Source organism: Chryseotalea sp., from assembly GCF_057350905.1.
Genome location: NZ_JBMRCF010000008.1, coordinates 518,835 through 536,350, shown reverse-complemented (window position 1 = coordinate 536,350; position 17,516 = coordinate 518,835). Strand labels below are relative to the sequence as shown.

The window sequence follows — 17,516 nt, the reverse complement described above, 5'->3', positions numbered from 1 at the left end:
CCCCTATGTATAAAATAATTTTTTAGGATTTAAAAAAAGCGCAAGGCCACCTTACCACCCCACCACAATTGATAATCTGTGTTGCGGGAGAAGGAGCCCTCATCAATTATTGTAGGCTCGTAATATGTGAATAGTTTAGCGTGATTATCAAAATCAGCATCGTAAATGCGCAGATTTAATGTAGAACCAACAGCTAAAGCAAAGCGTTTCGAAAACTTAAACTCAAAACCCAGATAAAATTTATTGAGCATGTTAAGCGCTTCAACATTGCCTTTGTTAATATGATTTGCAGTAATGTCAGTATTCAAATAGATGCGCTTGCTTAATTTAGGAGCCGCACCTAATCCGTATCCAAACGACCAGGTAGTGGTGTCGGCTTTATCGGGTCTGACACTCGCAGTGAAAATATTATAAAAACCAGTAACGCCCGTTCGTAATGCAACAGCAACCGGAAATAGTTCGTCAGCGCCAATTTCAAGTTGATGATAACCCTTATTGACAAAACTTAAGAAACCAACAGGCACACCCTTTACGCTATCGGCTATATTAAGAAAGCCTACTTGTGTGCCTTTAATATTCTTGGCAATGTTGAGTAAACCAGAAACTTGCGAACCGTTTACTTCTTTTGCTACATTGAATAAGCCTGCCACCTGGGCGCCATCCGTTTTTCCAGGACTAAAATTAAAAAGCCCTGCCGCTTGTGCACCTCTTACATCAGCAGTGGCCAAGTTAAATAAGCCTGCAAATTGTGGTCCACCGTATAGGCCATTACTAAAATTGATAAGTCCGGCAAACTGTGCGCCTTCGGATGCTTGCATATTTACATTGGCAAGTCCGGCAAATTGTATTGCTTTTGTAGTACCTAGATTTGTATTGAATAGTCCTGCGAACTGCACACCTTCTGTTTGCCCACCATTAAGGTTAAACAAACCTCCAAATTGAGCATAACGCACATCACCACTGTTAATATTGAACAAGCCTCCGAACTCTACTATTCTAGTGCCGGCTGAATACCCGCCAAGGATGTTCAATGAATAATCATTCACAACATTCCCACTCAGTTTATGATTTGTTCCGACAAAGGGCACAAAAGAAACTTGCCAGGTGCGCTGCAGCGTGTCTCGAATGTTACGCATGTTAGTACGTTGAACAGATTGTTTCGTCCATGACCACAAGCGATTGAGCTTACTATCTAAACTATCCGAAAGTGCCTGCCATTTTTTTTCATCAATATTTAAAGAAAGATTTTGAAAGGAGGAGCGTCTGCTGTTCACAACAATAGTTGTATCGGCATAATTATTTCTTTTTATAGCCAACTGCATTTCCTCTTTGCTTGGCTTTTTCACCTCAAGTTGAAAATAACCGAACTCATCTGTAACAGTGGATTGAAGTGAAATGGGATCATAGATACTAACTTCCTTTAATTTTTCACCCGTGGCTTCGTCTACCACATAACCGCTCACTACAATGCCATCATCTTTATTTGCTTTCGTCAGAATGATGTAATTATTTTTTTGTTTGTACTTAACTCTCCCCTCAAAAATGATTTCCAGTATCTCTCTTACCGTTTTTGACTTGAAAGTAAAGCTAATGTTTTGCTGAGCATCAAAAGCATTTTTACTGTAGGAAAAAGTGAAGCCCGCCTGTTGCGAAATTTCTTTCAGTGCTTCATCAGTTCTCTTGTTTTGAAAAGCAATACTGACTATTCTTTCAAGCGGAGGACTGGATACTTGTGCAAACAGGGATGTGCCTGCATGTAATACAATCAGGCAGAAGCCAAACGCAAAAATATGATGACGCTTATAAACGTTGTATAAAATTTTATTCACAGCCATCACCCTCCAGGCTGATTTCATTTGCTGATGAAGTAATCTGTAAATTTAAAGTCTCTGCAAGAATCTCAGCAATGGTATCAATTTCTTCGTTATTAAAGTTCACAGTTACTTTGCAGGTCTTTAATTTTTCACTGATTCTGATTTTCTTTTCATAAATGGCATTCAATTGCTCCACCACTTGTTGTAAATCACTCTCTTCGAAAATAAATTGACGTGTTTGGTAAGCTATCACATTGGTGTCAGCCTGCTGAAGGGTAAAGCTTTTAGAAACCTTATCATAAACACCTTTATTGCCCGCCTTAATAAAAATGCCCTCTTTTTGCTGTGTGTAGAAATGAACCTCACCCTCTTGGACGCTTACTTCTACTGTATTGCTTTCCGGATAGGCTTCAACATTAAACACCGTGCCGATATCGCGAATCAGTAACTCCTCTACCTCAACAATAAATTCTTTTTCCTGATCGTGCTTTATTTCAAAGCTCGCCTCGCCTTTCAATTTTATTCTTCCTTTCTTCTTCTTAGCATCATAGGCAACAAACATTTCAGTTTGCTTATTTAGCGCAACTCTCGTTCCATCAGGCAGTGAATCTTTTACAACCACATTGCTGCTGGCCAAAGTCAAGCGACTGGTATTACTAAAGAATTGTTGATATGCCCAAAAACCGGATATCGCAATAAGCGCAACGCTGGCAGCTATACGCAAATATGACCAGTCGCCAGGTTTATTTTGATTCGGTTGAATTTTGGCTTTTACTTTTTTCCAGGCAATATCTGCATCGTAATGACTATTGTCTATCACCATTGCTGCCTTTTCAAAAATCGTCTTAAACTGGTCAAACTGTTTTTGATTCTCGGCAGACACTGCACACCATTCCTCTACCTGTTGCCTTTCCTGGTCAGTGGCTTCTTCGGCAAGGTACTTGCCTATCAACTCATCAATATCGTATTCGTGTGCGCTCAATCCAGTAATCCTTGAAATAACAATAATATGACAGGCAGATAATCGCGCAACTGTTCACGCATTATTTTTAATGCTTTGCCGATTTGGTTTTCTACCGTTTTTATAGAAATATTTAATTGATCAGCAATCTCCTGATACTTCAGTTCTTCGAAGCGGCTTAGTTTAAAAACAAGTCTGCATTGTTCCGGCAGGGCCTGCATAGCAACATATATCCGCTTCTCTAACTCATTAGATAAAATTTCATCCGAAGTAGACTCCGCATGGTCAACTCGCATGTAAGCTTCATGTTGTGCATGTTGCTGCTTTACTTTGCCATGTTTGATAACATTAAGGCAACGATTCCGGATGGATTGATACAAATAGGCTTTGAGGGAAGTATTGACAAAAAGCGCCTCACGTTTCTCCCAAAAACCAAGAAATGAGGCTTGTACAACCTCTTCTGCCTCTTCACGGTCGTTGAGGAAGCTATTGGCATAGCGACAAAGCGCTTGGTAATATTCTTTAAAAATCATTTCAAAAGCAGTTTCATCGCCCTCGCGTATGGCTTCCAATAAACTTGTTTCGGATGCTAGCACTGCTTTTTGTTTTCAGTGCAAAATACGGATTTATACGACTCAGGGTTATGACAACCATAAGCTGCCTTACCCCCACGCGCTTTTCATAAATATATTAGTCATCCATAAACCGACATTCGCAGCAATATCTGGATGCTGATGGGCAGCACTTCTGTTTAAATCTGTGGATTCTGTGAGGAGCAAATCAATTACAAATAAAAAAGCCTGTGAGGCTTATCCCCACAGGCTCTTAAAATCCACATATTTAATTACTTAGGATCAAGAATCTCGTTGATGCGTTGTACGGCATCTTCCAGGTGATACTTCGACATAGGATCGGCAGTTCTGGCAATGGCACCGTTAATCTGAGTGCGCAATGTTTTCAATTCTGCTCTTACCATGGGACGAATGTCGGACTGGCTTACATCGATGGGTGTACCACCAACAAATGCCCTGAAGTTAGCAGGTACTGGGGCTGGTTCCTCCTTCATCAGATATTCCAGACGCTCAATATGTGCACGCTGTAAATTTCTGCGGTAAGCATCAATAGTTCTGCCGGCAGCAAGCTCTGACCAGATACCATTGCGCAAGTCGCTCATCATTTCTAAAGCAGTGTAAGTGCTGTTACCCAATGCAACCTCTGCTTCTAATAGACGTGCTATACGGCTAGGATCTAATAAGTTGTTAAGTGTACCAACCTGAGCACTGCGAATGCGATCCAATGAACCTGCATTTTCAATCTTCTTTAAAATGTTTTGATCTAACATCCAGGTAGGTGTAGCAAAAGTTTCTTTTTGCAAATACGCCATAGCTCTTTTTTGAATGTCTTCAGGTACAGGCACAAATACGTTACCAGCCTGCTCGTACGATTTAGGTGTGTCGTAAACACCACCAATGTTAGCACGCACATGTCCGTTGTAACGGTTCCACTGTCCCAACACCTGACCATACAGTTCTTCAAGGTCATCGTAGTTTTTACCTTCTTCTTTTGTCCACTCAACTAAGTTAGGAATGATACGCTTTAAGTTAGCCACACCATATGTGCTGGCCTTCATGGCATCGTTTCCTAAATCTTCTGATTGTGAACGTGGATCTTGTGGATTACCCGTCTGACGACCATAGAAGTATACAGGGTTGTTTGCTTTTTCAAGAATCCACTTATTAAGGATTGCCTTTTCTTCCTTTGAAGTTTTAGCTTCAGGAATATACTTGTATCCCCACATAACAGCGTACTTATCGTACTCACCAACATCGGGCATTAAAGAAACACCTTTGTCTTCAGGTTGTGCTATGTAGTTGAAACGTGCGTAGTCCATAATAGACGGAGCTGTTCCGCTTTTCTTAGTAAAGGTGGCAGAACGCAAAGAGTCAACCGGATAAGCAAAGCTTGAACCGAAGTTATGTGGTAAGCCAAGGGTGTGACCTACTTCGTGAGAAGACACAAAGCGAATAAGACGGCCCATTACTTCATCCTTAAATTGAACGCCACGGGCATCAGGGTTGATGGCAGCAGTCTGGATAAAGAACCAGTTACGCAACAAGTTCATTACGTTGTGGTACCATCCGATATCACTCTCCAAAATTTCGCCTGAGCGAGGGTCAGCAACGTGTGGGCCATACGCATTCTGAATGTCAGAAGCGAAATAACGAATAACAGAATAACGTGCATCTTCAGGGCTCCAATCCGGATCTTGTTCTTTGGTGGGTGCATCTTTTGCTGTGATGGCATTTTTAAAACCGGCACGTTCGAAAGCAGCGTTCCAGTCTTCAACACCTTGCTTCAAATACGGTCTCCACTTTTCAGGAGTAGCAGGATCGATATAGTAAACAATTTGTTTCTTAGGCTCAACCAATTCACCGCGCTTATAAGCTTCAACATCTTTAGGTTCAAGTCTCCATCTTCTGATGTAAGAAGTAGTTACTGCCTTTTGTGCATCTTGTCCATAATCAACCTGCGACTGTGCAAAGAAACCTACACGGTCATCAGCCAGGCGTGGCATCATGGCTTTTTTCGGAAGCAAGATCATCGAGTTGTTCATCTCTAATGAGATGGAACCTACGCTTGAGTTAGAAGGTGCTTCACCGGCTCTGTAGGTAAGTACATGGCGGGCCTCAATATTGATAGGGAAACTTTTAACATGCTCAATAAAAGTGCGGGATTCGTCAAGGGTAGAAACTTTATATTGTTTTCTGCGCGCATCATCAAAGCCAATAGCAGGCACATCCTTCGTAAATAAAGCGGTCACTTCAATCACTAACGATGAGTCTTTTCCGATCGCCTTGATGTCAAAAGCTTGAACAATAGGTTCGAAGTTAGAATTGCGAACAGATAAAGACATCGGAGAATTTTCGTCAGCAATGTTGCTGTAAGAAACAACCCTTAATAAAACCTTTTTGTCTTTCTTCTGCCAGCGCACTACCTGGTTGCGTACATTCTCACCACCATAACCGATATCATCAGCAGTTTTAGCAATACGCGTTACCATTAACATTTCACGATCAACCAATGAATCAGGTATTTCATAGAAATACTTATCATCAAGCTTATGCACCTTAAACAAACCTTCATCACTTACCGCTTTGGCGGTAATCACTTTGTCGTAAGGTTGAATGCCACCGGCATCTTTCTTCTCACCGTTCGCAGCCGGAGCAGCAGCCGGAGGGGGTGCTGGCGTACTGCCCTTCTTCTTCTTTTGCGCAAGTGCCGGAACCACTGTAGCCAGCATAAATGCTGACAACAGAAGCGCAGCCCCTGCTGTTTTTGTATAGACTATTTTCATTTTATTTGGATTTTTGATGAAGCAAAGTATTGGCAAAAGAATTCACCCTGAAACGGTGCAAATACTGATGGTAAAAGTGCCTGATAAGCGGGCGCTGGAGGTAAGCAGAGGGCTGGAATAATCGGTTCATCTGCCTTTATTTGCAGTAAAATAAAAATATAATGTCGTTTAGTTAAGCTTCTTTGGTCATCCTCTCCTTTGGAGAGGACCGGAGGTGAGGCCAATATAAAGGCTTAAGTAAATGACATTCAGATAATAATAACGAGCTAATTATGGCAACCATTCGAAGAGGCACTAAAGCAGACTTACCACGCACCTTGGAGTTAATTAATGAGTTGGCACTATACGAAAAAGCGCCCCATGAAGTGACAAACACCATTGCCCGAATGGAAGAAGATGGCTTTGGCGCAAATCCTGTTTTTGGTTTTTTTGTAGCTGAAAACAATAGAGGTATCGTTGGTATCTCCGTGTACTATTACCGTTACTCAACCTGGAAGGGCAAGCGTTTATATCTTGAAGACATAGTAGTAACGGAAAAAGAACGAGGCAGTGGTTTAGGTAAATTACTTTTCGACAGAACCATGCAGCAATGCTTAGAGGATAAATGCACAGGTATGATGTGGCAAGTGCTGGACTGGAACGAACCCGCTATCAACTTCTATAAAAAATACAATGCTAAAATGGATTATGAATGGGTAAACTGCCACCTGGAAGCCTCTCAAATTACTGAGTTGTTAAAAACCTGAATTAAAATTTTAACCTCACAAAGCACATTTATTTTATTGTTTAATGTTATCGGGTACTCAGCGCCTATTAGCAGAATACTTACAAGTGCAATATATTAAATGCGATTTTCTTATGCCTTCAGGCTGCATACTCAGCCGTTGCTATTTTTTCATTTGCGGGTATTGGGTCTTTGTTAACGAAAACAGGCATTACTAGACCCTTATTTAAAATATTCTAGTAAGTCTGTAATAATCACCCATTACTTTTCTGAAATTTTCTTTTTCCTCTTCATCATTGAAAAGTAATTGTTGTTTAGTGTTAAGATAGATGGTCTTTTCTTCCATGATATTTTCGTAAATAATGGTGGCAAATTCTAAGACATTGTCACGGGTGCGATCTTTAAGCGAAAAAGATTTTTCTTCAATGATTAAGCTCAGACTATCATAAGCTTGTGTTGCCTCGAGAAAAAGTAAAGCATCATCAGTTTGCTGGTTCAGTACAATGGTTGGATGAAGGTGAAATTGCGTGGTATCTTTGTTACGGGCCTTAAACCGGAAAGCGATTACTTCGCTATCCGCAATGATTTCTCTGTCGTAGTAAATCATGCGGATATTCTGAAAAAAAGTTCTTGTATCGGCATAAGCCTTAAAATGGAAGCGGCTTCTATCTACCGCTTTTTTACGATCCAGCTTACAGGCGGTCAGCATAAACATCAATAAAAAGATAACTACCGGTATTTTGTTAACACTAAATGTTGCCATAACTTCGTCTTGTTAAATAAACAATTTTATGAGCAAAGGTTTAATTACCACATTGGTTATTGTTGGCGTACTGGTATTGGGTGCCCTTATTTTCTTTATGTGGGGAACAGGTGTTTACGACAGCGCAATAAAGTCGCAGGAAGAGGTGAAAGGAGCATGGGCAGACGTTCAGGCTACTTATCAGCGTAGGGCAGACCTTATTCCTAACCTTATTGCCACCGTAAAGGAGGCCGCAGAGAACGAAAAAGGCATTTTAACACAGGTAACTGAGGCACGTGCAGGCATTACGAGCGCACAAACACCGGAAGATATGGAGCTGGCTGGCCGGAAAATAAATACGGCCATCAATCTGGCATTTGAGGCCTATCCACAAATTCGATCAACTGAAAATTTTCAGGACCTGCAGGCCCAGCTAGAAGGCACCGAAAACAGGATTAATGTGGCTCGCCAGCGTTATAACGATGCTGTAAAAGTCTACAATTCATATGTACGCGGATATTTTAAGAAAAGAGCCCTAAGCTTCTTTGGCGATGGTGAGGATTTTTCTCCCCGTAAAGGCTTTGAGGCGAGCGAGGGAGCAGATAAAGCCCCAGATGCTGGCGAACTTTTTAATAAATAAAAAAATCTTCAACTCTCTGCTTGCAAATAGAGAGGCCCCACTCATGGTGAGTGGGGTTTTTTCGTTTTTAGGGATAAGGGAAAGCCCAAAGCTTTTATTAGTCGATAAAGCGCGTTATATTTGGTCAGCGTGGGGCGTGCCCGCTGGTAATTTTTTAATTTTGCCCTTCAATTTTTTACGCTTTTAAACATTTGAAATGAAAAAAATTCGGTGGTCTATTCTTTTGGTTAGTCTGCTCATGGCAGCGCTTGTTGTCGTGCAAATGAACAAACAAGTGGCTGTGGAAGCGGAGACATTGCATGTTCCATTGATTGAGCAGCATCAGCCGGCATTGTTATATGGCCTGCCCATCGACAACAAAATTGTAATAGAAGAGAAGATCAAAAAAAATGAGTTGTTGGGGGATATTCTTTACCAATATAATGTGCCTGCAAAATTGGTACACCAGATGGCTTCATTGCCACGCCACATTTTTGATGTGCGTAAAATAGCACCAAATAAAAAATACACACTGATATGCGATCAGGATTCTGTCATGCGCGCTACAGCGCTTGTATACGAGCCCAATGCTATTGATTATGTAATCATGAAGTTTGGAGACACACTTACTGTTGATGTTTGCCAGAAAGAAATAAGCATTGTTGAAAAAGGTGTATCGGGTACCATTCGTTCCTCGCTTTCTGAAACCATTGAAGAGATGGGCATCACCCACGAGTTAACCAATAAGTTTGTAGATATTTTTGCGTGGGTAGTGGATTTTCAACGCCTGCATGTAGGTGACGAATTTAAAATACTCTTTGAAGAAATTCAGGTGGAAGGCCAGACGGTTGGCATAGAAAAAATTAATGGTATTTATTTTAAGCATGTAGGCAGTGAGTACTATGCTTATCCATTTGATCAGGGTGAAGGCCTGGATTATTTTGATGAGGAAGGGAAAAGTCTGCGCAAAGCGTTGTTAAAATATCCAATCGAGTTTACCAGAATCAGCTCGCGTTATAACTTAAATCGTTTCCATCCTGTTCAAAAAAGATTTAAGGCTCACCTGGGCACCGACTTTGCAGCACCTACGGGCACCCCTATCCGTTCCGTGGGCGATGGGCGTGTCGAGGAAGCACAATACAAAAGCAATAATGGTAACTATGTAAAAATCCGGCACAACGGAACCTACACCACACAATATCTTCACATGTCACGTATTGCACAAGGTGTAAGAGCTGGCACCCGCGTAAAGCAAGGGCAAGTAATAGGCTATGTAGGAAGTACAGGTCTTGCCACCGGCCCGCATTTATGCTACCGTTTTTGGCGTAATGGTGTGCAGGTAGATGCCTTGCGCGTTGAATTGCCCCCTTCGCAGCCCATTAAGCAAGATAAATTAACTGAGTTTAATGCCGTAGTGAATGCGCTAAAGGCCAAGCTCGATCAGATAGAATCTCCGAATCAGTTAGTGGTAACAACAGCATCGGTTTTTTAGTTTTTTCTTTCATCTGTGTACAACAAAAAACCGTAACTGTCGTCTAATAATATAGTCCTCAGTTATTCATGCGCCAAGCATTTCTTATTTGCCTCTTAAGCCTTGCACAAATAGCCCATGCACAAAAAGTGGGCTTAGTCTTGAGTGGAGGTGGCGCAAAAGGGATAGCGCATATTGGCGTTTTAAAAGCCCTTGAGGAAAATCACATCCCCGTTGATTACATCGTTGGTACTTCCATGGGAGGTATTGTAGGTGGCTGCTATGCAGCTGGCATGAGCCCAAAACAAATTGAAGACCTTATGCTGTCTGAAGATTTTTTGCGTTGGGTAACAGGCCAGACAGATAAGGATAAGTACAGCTATTATTTTCGTGAAGAGGACAGTCCGGGCTTTATTACACTTACGCTTACCCTCGACTCTGCATTTAACACCCAGGTAAATACAAGCATTGCAAACGATGTATTACTGAACTTTGCATTAGCAGAGTATATGGCGCAGGCAGAAGCCATTGCAAAACAAAACTTCGATAGTCTTTTTGTTCCGCTGCGCGTAATGGCGGCAGATGTCTTCTCACAATCACAGATTGTATTAAAACAAGGTTCACTCAGCAAAGCGCTCCGAGCTACGCAGACGGTTCCCTTTTTTTACACCCCCATTCGTGTAGATGGAAAATACTTATTTGATGGTGGTGTTTATAATAACTTTCCGGTAGATGTATTGCAGCGTGAGTTTGCACCTGATGTAGTTATTGGCAGTAATGTTTCAAGTAAAATTTTTAACAAATATCCTTTTGGGAAAGATGATGAATTGCTGGATAATTCCATGCTTTTTATGTTTTTGGATAAGTCAAATCCCGAAGATGTGCCGGCATCAGGTGTGTACTTGCAACCCAACTTAGACGGCTATACAGCGGTAGATTTTAGCAAGGCGCGTAGTTTGATTGATAGTGGTTATGTGCAGACCATTCGCAAAATTGAAGAAATTAGAACCAAGGTAAGCAGCAGAATTACCACGGAGGAATTGGAGGTAAAGAGAAAAAAATTCTCGAGTAAATCACACCCCTTTATTTTTGATAACCTGAAGTTCGAAAGCTTCAACTCCAAACAAGAAATTTATTTGAAGCGTGTATTTGGATTCCCTTCACGCAAAGAACCTCAACTACCTATTGATGAAGTACGGTCGCGTTATCTTAAACTGGTATCAGAAAATTACTTCAGCAACACTTTCCCGACCATTTCATTTAATCAACAAAGAAGAAAATTTGAATTAGAGTTAACACGAAGAAGGCAAAAAAACTTCCAGTTGGATTTTGGTGGTGTATTAGCCACACGCGATATCAGTAATATTTATACAGGGGTTAATTTCTATCACTTCGATAAGCAGTTGCTTCATGCCTATATCGGTTTCCAAACGGGTAATTTTTATACATCGAGCACAGTAAGCACACGCATTGATTTTCCTTTCTTCGGACAATTTTTTGTCGAACCTCGTTTTGTATACAACCGTTGGAATTATTCTGCCAGTAATGACTTGTTGCGTGAAAACCGTACTACTATTTTGAGAAGAGTGGATCGGAGCTACACAGTAAGAGTAGGCTGGCCTGTTAGAGAAAAGGCAAAATTAGGACTGGAGTTTGGTGGCCTTTCCAACAAAGACAATTATATAAATGAAACCGTTTTCAGTAACACCAGTACACTTGATGAACTTAAACTGAGTGGTTTTATGGGTGGCATTTCGCTATCGGGAAATACATTAGACAAAAAGCAATATGCTTCCGCGGGGCGAGCTTACTCTCTTTCCCTGAATTACTATAACGTGAACGAGAACCACACCCCTGGTTCAACCAGCGTGCGCCTGTTGAATTATAAAGCCGCGCATCAGTGGATAAGTGCCAGGATAAGGGCTGAAAAATATTTTTCAAAAGGGAGCGTCAGACCCGGGCTTTTGGTTGAGGCTGCCTATTCTTCTATGCCTTTTCTTGTTAATTACCAGGCAACACTCATCAATGCACCGGCTTTCAATCCTTTAGCTGACAGTCGCTCACTATTCCTGGAAAGATTCAGGGCGTTAAGTTATGTAGGTGGTGGCGCCAGGATCGTGGTGACCCTAAGCCCAAAACTTGACTGGAGAACTGAAGCCCACATTTTCAAGCCTTTTGAAGCTTTGGCACAAGGCCCCAATCAGCAGACAATTATTGATACAGACCTGCTGGCTGTCTCTTTGGCTGCGGGCACCTCTTTTGTTTATCACTCACCAATTGGGCCTATCAGCCTCATGGTTAACTATTACGATGACGATGAGAATGAGTTAGGCGTACTTTTTCATGTAGGTTATTTACTGTTTAATAAATCTTCTACGGAATAAATTAAACACTGGCTTTAGATTTGAAAGATCTTTGACAAAACATTGAATTTATAGATGTAGGGTCTCTCACAATTTTTAAAAATTTTACCTAAGTTTAAAGATTAATTATAGGTAGATAGCCCCTCTTATGAAAAGACTCTTATTCTTTGTTTTTTTCGCTCTCACATGCATACCAATAGCACAGGCTCAGGTGGTACAATGGGCCAATAAAGTGCTGGATTTTTCAACAGAATTAACAGCCGGACAATATGCTGCCCAACAGGCCTTGGGCAAACCCAATGTAATCAGCGATGCCAGTGGCAGGCTTACCGGTGGGCAAAGCCCCAGCGCCTGGACGCCTGATCGTCCAAACCGCAAGGAGTTTTTAAAACTTGGTTTCGCCAATCCTATTCAAATACAACAAGTAGCTATAGCAGAATCGCATAATCCCAGTGCTTTATATAGAGTATTGGCGTATGATGAAGCAGGCAATGAATATGAATTGATGACACTAAACCCACAGGTGGTGCCGTTAAAAAGCAGAATGTTGAACATATTTATCGAAAAGACCACCTTTAAAGTGGCTGCCATTAAACTGGAGTTCGATGGGGCTGCGGTAGGCGAATACTTTGCCATCGATGCAGTGGCCATTTCAGACTCTAAGTATGCCATTATACCCGAAATTTCTAAACCCGAATTATTGGCGGCAGGCCTTACGGTAGATGGACTGGATGAAAATGTAAACAGTGAATACAGTGAATTAAACCCACTCCTGTCTCCAGATGGTAAAACACTTTACTTCAGCCGCAAAAATCACCCTGAAAATGTAGGCGGTGTTACTGATAAAGAAGATATCTGGTATTCAGAGCTGGATTCCACCGGGCATTGGAAGTTGGCGCAAAACCTGACGCCACTCAATAATCCCGGTCCTAATTTTATCAACTATATAAGCTCTGTTACACCAGATGGAAAATCGGCCATTGTTTTGCTGGGCAATCAATACAATGAAAAGGGTAAAATGCTGGCTGGTGTTTCAGTGAGTACAAACGTTGGGGGTAATTGGACAAAACCTGAAGCCCTTAAAATTGAAGATGACTACAACTTCAGCGAAAAGGTAAACTACTTTATGGCTAACAATAGAAAAACACTATTGATGTCAGTAGAGCGCGAGGACTCAGAAGGTGATCGCGATTTATATGTGAGCTTTCAGAATACAGACAGTAGCTGGACAAAGCCTTTGAATCTGGGAAAAAATGTGAATACAGCGAGCGAAGAATCTTCTCCTTTCCTGGCAGCAGATGATAAAACGCTGTACTTCTCCTCAAAAGGATTTAGTGGTTATGGTGGAAGCGATATCTACATGTCGAAACGCTTGGATGAAACCTGGACTTCCTGGTCTGAACCTGAAAACCTTGGTCCAGACATAAACTCCGCACAGGAAGATGTTTTCTTCAACATTCCAGCCAACAGCGATTACGCTTACTATTCAAGAGGTATTACTGAAACCAACACCGATATCTACAGAGTAAAATTGCCGATCATGAACTCTCCGGAATTGTGGGTTACAGTAAAAGGAAAACTGATTGATGGAAAAACAGGTTTGCCCATTGCAGCAAAAATTATTTACGAACGCTTACCGGATGGTGTTGAAGCCGGCATAACACAGACCAACCCTGCAACAGGGGAGTACGAAATTCGTTTACCTGCCGGCTATCAATACGGAGTGCGTGCAGAAGCGAAAGATCACATATCTGAAAACCAGAGTTTGGATTTACGCAATGTTAAGGGAGATCAGGTATTAGATCATCAGGACTTTAAACTGAAGCCAATGGAAGTAGAAACCATTGCCATGGTACCCATTGAAGAGAATGCAAAAATTACATTGAATAATATTTTCTTTGATTTTGACAGCCATGTGTTACGCGAAAATTCAAAACCAGAACTGAATCGCATCGTTAGTATGATGAAAGAACGAAGCAATATGCAGGTAGAAATAGCCGGACATACCGATGCTAACGGCCCGGATGCATACAACCTGAAACTCAGCGAACGCAGAGCAAAATCAGTAAGCGATTATCTGGTAAGTCAGGGCATTCAATCAGTGCGTATTGCTGTTGCATTTTTCGGTGAGCAGAAACCCATTGCTGATAATAACACAAAAGAAGGACAGCGTAAAAACAGACGTGTAGAATTCAAAATTGTGAAACCATGAGTAAGTTTTTTACTTTAACAATACTCGCTTTGTGTGTTGCCAGTGGCTCAGCATTGAGTCAGCAACAAGACACTACCACCATTTGGGCAGAAGGACGTGTGTTAAATGCTGAAACAAAAGAGCCGGTAGTAGCACGCATTATGTACCAAAGCTTGCCTTATGGCAACAGAATGGGCTCAGCGACAGCAGCAAATTTTTCTTTTCCTTTGATTGATGGGGATAAGTACTCCATTACTGTGCAGGCAGATGGTTTTGAGCCGGCAAAGTTTTTATTGGATCCTACAGAAGCAAACGCAGGCAAGAAAGTAATTAAAGACATTGAGCTAAAAAAAGGCTCAGCACCACCCGCACACCCTGTAGGACATGTTATGCGTTTGGATAACCTCATCTTCCAGCAAGGCAAGGCACGTATTGAAACAACCTCGTATGAAGAATTAGATGTACTGGTTGATATGCTCAAGACCAACGGTAAAATGGTAATTCAGTTAGAAGGCCATACCGATTATCTCGGCCCTGCGAAACAAAACCTTGAGCTCTCTGAAAAAAGAGTGGAAGCAGTAAAAAATTATCTGATTAGCAAGGGCATTACTAAAACACGAATCAAAACCAAAGCTTTTGGAGGTACACAACCGCTTTCGCGTGATGATACGCCTGAGGCACACACAGCCAACAGGCGTGTAGAGGTAAGGGTGTTACAGAACTAAATAGTTAATTCGTTGATGTGCTGATTGATTTGAGGATTTGGTGATTTGAGAATTTGGAAATGGAACTCAGCCTTCTGCTTAAAAGTCTGGTAGATAAAATTGGTTGAATAATTTTGAGAGAACGTATTCATTGCAAGAATAAAGCCTCATACTAGCGTACTAAACCTGCAGCAAGTTGTGTAGCATGCTGGCGCTGAACAAGGCTCAGTTTATACAAGAGATTTTTCTTCTCATCCGCATCCAGCTTACTCTCACGAATGCTGAGTATAAGTAAAGCACTGAATTCTTCAATTCTTGGAGAAGGCTTATACTGACCAGCTTTGATCAAGAGCATAGCTGCTTCAATGAGATCCTGTTGGTTGTACGCTTTTACCGCATTGTTAAAATACAACAGCCCTGTTAATTCTTCAAGGGTAACAGCCTCCCAAAGATTAAAGCTAAATTCATAGCGAACACCTTCGCGTGCAGCATTTGGTACAACATTATTTCTGTAATCATCCAAACGCATTTGTATTTTTTCAGGATTGTCTACAAATCCTTCCAGGGGATCAGTAGTTTCAATTAATATCTCAGCACCATCGGCCTTGGCGATAATGAAAATGTGGTGGTTTGTTTCAATAATGGAATAGTCAATGTTAAAATGCTCAAAAAGCAAAGCATAAAGCGCAGTGCCTGTTAAGCAATTATACTTACCAGTAGTAAGCAACTCTCCAAAGGACGATTCGGTTTGAAAATTCTTCAGGAATTTCTGGTGTGTTTTATAAAATATGTAACGAACCAGGTCCTTTTCCTGCTTAAAGGAATGTTTCTTTTTGTCTAGTTGCTGGAGAAAGGAAGAGAAATTTTTAGGGTTTGCTTTTATGGCTACATCTGTGTACAAAAAGCCTAAAAGGGGGTCTGATTTCACCGGATCTGCCCCGGCATAAGCCAAAGCAGTGGTAAAAAATAGTGTCAGTATGATGCCCCAGCCCCTCATTGTTATCTCAATATTAACAAATTGTTAATAAAAAGGTATAATAAACCGAATTATTTAACATGATCTTAATATTCATTCACCTCAGGCAGATTTTGTAACTTTCATTTATGGAAGTAAAAACAGCTACTACAGTCACCTCATCCATTGATCAGGCCTTCGAAAAACAGCAAAAAAATGCCCTGAAACTTCGTTTGGCACCACTTAGCGAGCGCAAAAAGCTATTGCAGAACCTGCGCACGTGGGTACACGGGAATCGAGAAGCCATACAAAAGGCTATGTATGCTGATTTTATGAAACCGGCAGGGGAAGTGGATGGCGTTGAAATATTTCATGTGTTGGGCGAGATAAAACTGGCTTTGCAAAAGTTGGATCAGTGGGCTGCCCCACAAAAGGTGGATGCACCCCTTACTTTTTTAGGTACACGCTCTTATGTAAAACCTGAACCCAGGGGTGTTTGCTTAATTATTGCCCCATGGAACTATCCTTTTTCCCTGGCTGTCGGTCCTTTAGTTTCTGCCCTGGCCGCAGGCAACACTGTCATGATTAAACCTTCAGAAGTTACACCTCATACTGCCGCTTTAATCAGTCGCATGGCAACAGAACTTTTTGAAGAAGACAGAGTAAAGGTTGTAGAGGGGGATGCTTCAGTGGCTTCTTACCTTACCTCACTCCCTTTTGATCATATCTTTTTTACAGGTAGTCCTGCGGTGGGTAAACTGGTTATGAAAGCCGCTGCCGAAAACCTGACATCGGTAACGCTTGAACTTGGGGGCAAGTCTCCTGCAATAGTAAGCGCTTCTGCACGTTTAGAGGATGCCGCAGAACGCATAGCTGTGGCTAAATTTTTTAACTGTGGTCAAACCTGTATTGCACCCGATTATGTGTTGGTAGAAGAAAAAGTTGCTGAGGCTTTTGTAACACGCCTGAAAGAAAAGGTAATGGAGCGGTTCAGTCTGAACAACGAACCCTTGCGCGACAGCAAACACTATACGCGCCTGGTTAACCAAAAACATTGGCTGCGCATGAATGCCTTGCTGGAAGATGCCTTGAGTAAGGGTGCCGTTACAGCCTTTGGCGGAGAAGTGCGCGAGGCGGACAGATTTTTTCACCCAACGATATTGACAAAGGTGAGTAGTGATAGTCGTTTGATGGAAGAAGAAATTTTTGGCCCCATACTTCCAATTGTTACTTACTCAAGTCTGACAGAAGCCTTGCAGCTTATAAATGATAAACCTAAGCCATTGGCACTGTACATTTTTTCGCAGCGTAAAACTGATATAAATCAGGTTATGCAGGCAACTTCTTCGGGGGCGGCTTGCGTTAATGAGTGCGCAGTACACTTCTTAAATAACCACCTGCCTTTTGGAGGTGTAAACAATAGCGGGACAGGCAGTACGCATGGTTATTATGGTTTTATGGCCTTTTCGCATTTAAAACCAGTTATGAAGCAACGTAATGGCTTTACCTCCATTAAACCACTTTACCCACCTTATACAAAGATGGCAAAGCGTTTGATGGATCTTGTGCTGAGAATGTTTTGATGGTTCGTTTAGCGTAACAAAGACTTAATCATCG

13 protein-coding genes are annotated in these 17,516 nt (G+C 41.6%); 7 read left to right on the top strand and 6 right to left on the bottom strand.

All coding sequences use genetic code 11. The annotated features are described in order from the left end of the window. Window positions 1-29: 29 nt before the first annotated feature. From ACO1XM_RS10860 to ACO1XM_RS10845, 4 genes are all read right to left on the bottom strand, one after another. Window positions 30-1,856: a carboxypeptidase-like regulatory domain-containing protein gene (locus ACO1XM_RS10860; protein ID WP_486228767.1), complete on the bottom strand. Its 1,827-nt coding sequence runs from the start codon at window positions 1,854-1,856 to the stop codon at window positions 30-32. After that, window positions 1,822-2,796, bottom strand: coding sequence for a FecR domain-containing protein (locus ACO1XM_RS10855; RefSeq protein WP_486228765.1), 975 nt, complete (start codon window positions 2,794-2,796; stop codon window positions 1,822-1,824). The genes ACO1XM_RS10860 and ACO1XM_RS10855 overlap by 35 nt, the downstream gene beginning before the upstream one ends. Continuing rightward, on the bottom strand, window positions 2,793-3,371 hold the full coding sequence (locus ACO1XM_RS10850) for an RNA polymerase sigma-70 factor (protein ID WP_486228763.1): 579 nt from the start codon (window positions 3,369-3,371) through the stop codon (window positions 2,793-2,795). Before ACO1XM_RS10850 ends, ACO1XM_RS10855 begins: the two co-directional genes overlap by 4 nt. A 248-nt stretch (window positions 3,372-3,619) precedes the next feature. Then, entirely contained in the window at window positions 3,620-6,130 is a 2,511-nt protein-coding gene (locus tag ACO1XM_RS10845) for a zinc-dependent metalloprotease (RefSeq protein WP_486228761.1), read from the bottom strand. A 272-nt stretch (window positions 6,131-6,402) separates the two neighbouring features. On the opposite strand from ACO1XM_RS10845, the gene ACO1XM_RS10840 reads away from it, so the two are divergent. Continuing rightward, on the top strand, window positions 6,403-6,876 hold the full coding sequence (locus ACO1XM_RS10840; protein ID WP_486228759.1) for a GNAT family N-acetyltransferase: 474 nt from the start codon (window positions 6,403-6,405) through the stop codon (window positions 6,874-6,876). A gap of 204 nt (window positions 6,877-7,080) precedes the next feature. Here ACO1XM_RS10840 and ACO1XM_RS10835 read toward each other — a convergent pair whose 3' ends face one another. Then, window positions 7,081-7,617, bottom strand: a complete 537-nt coding sequence (locus tag ACO1XM_RS10835) for a hypothetical protein (RefSeq protein ID WP_486228757.1) — start codon at window positions 7,615-7,617, stop codon at window positions 7,081-7,083. Between the two features lie 28 nt (window positions 7,618-7,645). Between ACO1XM_RS10835 and ACO1XM_RS10830 the strand changes: the two genes are divergently transcribed. From ACO1XM_RS10830 to ACO1XM_RS10810, 5 genes are all read left to right on the top strand, one after another. Then, window positions 7,646-8,236, top strand: coding sequence for a LemA family protein (locus tag ACO1XM_RS10830; protein ID WP_486228755.1), 591 nt, complete (start codon window positions 7,646-7,648; stop codon window positions 8,234-8,236). 196 nt (window positions 8,237-8,432) lie between these two features. Beyond that, entirely contained in the window at window positions 8,433-9,707 is a 1,275-nt protein-coding gene (locus tag ACO1XM_RS10825; protein WP_486228753.1) for a peptidoglycan DD-metalloendopeptidase family protein, read from the top strand. Between the two features lie 68 nt (window positions 9,708-9,775). Further along, a complete protein-coding gene (locus ACO1XM_RS10820; RefSeq protein WP_486228751.1) occupies window positions 9,776-12,070 on the top strand; it encodes a patatin-like phospholipase family protein in 2,295 nt (764 codons plus the stop codon). A gap of 127 nt (window positions 12,071-12,197) precedes the next feature. Next, the gene (locus tag ACO1XM_RS10815) at window positions 12,198-14,261 is read left to right on the top strand and encodes an OmpA family protein (protein ID WP_486228749.1); all 2,064 of its coding nucleotides are present in this window, start codon (window positions 12,198-12,200) and stop codon (window positions 14,259-14,261) included. Beyond that, on the top strand, window positions 14,258-14,965 hold the full coding sequence (locus ACO1XM_RS10810; RefSeq protein ID WP_486228747.1) for an OmpA family protein: 708 nt from the start codon (window positions 14,258-14,260) through the stop codon (window positions 14,963-14,965). The genes ACO1XM_RS10815 and ACO1XM_RS10810 overlap by 4 nt, the downstream gene beginning before the upstream one ends. 151 nt (window positions 14,966-15,116) lie before the next feature. Here the strand turns inward: ACO1XM_RS10810 and ACO1XM_RS10805 are convergent, their stop codons facing one another. Beyond that, window positions 15,117-15,941 carry a hypothetical protein gene (locus ACO1XM_RS10805; RefSeq protein ID WP_486228745.1) on the bottom strand — a complete coding sequence of 275 codons (825 nt, stop codon included), beginning with the start codon at window positions 15,939-15,941 and terminating at the stop codon, window positions 15,117-15,119. A 107-nt stretch (window positions 15,942-16,048) separates the two neighbouring features. Between ACO1XM_RS10805 and ACO1XM_RS10800 the strand changes: the two genes are divergently transcribed. Next, window positions 16,049-17,482, top strand: coding sequence for an aldehyde dehydrogenase family protein (locus ACO1XM_RS10800; protein ID WP_486228743.1), 1,434 nt, complete (start codon window positions 16,049-16,051; stop codon window positions 17,480-17,482). Window positions 17,483-17,516: the final 34 nt, after the last annotated feature.